Consider the following 1,396-nt stretch of genomic DNA (forward strand, 5'->3'; position numbering starts at 1 on the left):
GTCGCCGTCCGACGCGTCGACCTCCGCCCCTCGAGTGCCTCTGCCACCTGCGCAACGTAGCGACTGTTTCGATCTAGGGCCACCGTTCGTCGCCGTTCGGCGCCCCACCTGTGTCATCGGGGCCCCTCTCGTCTCCGATAACGAGAACGGTTATCGTTTGCGCATCGGCCCGCCGTGAGCGCCGATCTCCTGACGTCGAGCTGTGGAGCAGGACAGCACGCCGAGGGGGGACTTTTCCGACTCGGAGCCGGAGGCCCGCATGACCGCCGCCCGCCGCGCCGCCCTCATCGCAGCCGGCGCCCTCGTCGTCCTCGCCCTCGTCGCGGGCTGCGGGAGCTCCGGCGACCCCGGCGCCGCGGCGGCCGGCACGCCCACCGTCGTCGCCACGACGAACGTGTGGGGCGCGGTCGCGAGTGCCGTCGCCGGGCCGGACGCGCAGGTGCGGTCGATCATCGCCGACCCCGCGGGCGACCCGCACTCCTACGAGAGCACCCCCGCCGACGCCGCCGCGATCAGCCGCGCGGACCTCGTCGTCGCGAACGGCGGGGGCTACGACACGTTCGTCGAGAAGGTGACCGACGCGGACCCCGCCGCCCGGGCACACACCATCGAGGCGTTCGACCTGCGCCCCGACCGGGCCGACGACAACGAGCACGTCTGGTTCGACCCGACGACGGTGACGGCGGTCGCGGACCAGGTCGCCGACCGGCTCGCCACGGTCGAGCCCGCGCAGGCCGCCGCGCTGCACCAGCGCGCCACCGCCTTCGGCGCCCAGGTCGACCGGATCGCCACGCAGACCGCCGCGATCGGGAAGGCCCGGCCGGGCTCCCAGGTGATCTCCACCGAGCCGATCGCGCACTACCTGCTGCGCACCGCGGGCGTCGCCGACGTCACCCCGCAGGACTTCGTGGCGGCCGTCGAGAACGAGTCCGACCCTTCTGCGGCGTCGCTCGTGCAGGTCGGCGACGCCCTCTCCGCCCGGCGGGTCTCGGCCCTCGTGTTCAACCCGCAGACCGAGTCCCCCGTCGTCGAGGGCCTGCGCGACCGCGCGGCCGGGGCGGGCGTGCCCGTCGTGGACGTGACCGAGACGCTGCCCGCCGGCGTCACCGACTACCTGACATGGCTCGACGGCACGCGCGCGGCGCTCGCCCGGGCCCTCGGCGTCCCGGCGTGACGGGCCCCGCCGTGACCACCGGGAGGACCACCGTGACCGAGGACCGCACGGCGGCGGTGTCGCTGGCGGGCGCCGAGCTGCGCCGGGGCCCACGCACCCTCTGGTCGAGCCTGGACCTCGACATCTCCGCCGGCGAGTTCGTCGCCGTCCTCGGCCCCAACGGGTCGGGGAAGACGACGCTGCTGCAGGTCCTGCTCGGGCTGCTGCCGCTCTCCGCGGGCA

At 75.0% G+C, this 1,396-nt stretch carries 2 protein-coding genes; both read left to right on the forward strand.

The genetic code is table 11. The features are described 5' to 3' along the window. Positions 1–259 precede the first annotated feature (259 nt). A complete protein-coding gene (locus AC0CYZ_RS10665) occupies positions 260–1,174 on the forward strand; it encodes a metal ABC transporter solute-binding protein, Zn/Mn family (protein ID WP_472215043.1) in 915 nt (304 codons plus the stop codon). A gap of 32 nt (positions 1,175–1,206) precedes the next feature. Continuing rightward, positions 1,207–1,396: ATP-binding cassette domain-containing protein (locus AC0CYZ_RS10670; RefSeq protein WP_472215045.1), on the forward strand; the 190-nt coding region annotated here is incomplete at its 3' end.

This window comes from Actinomycetospora sp., assembly GCF_055612215.1.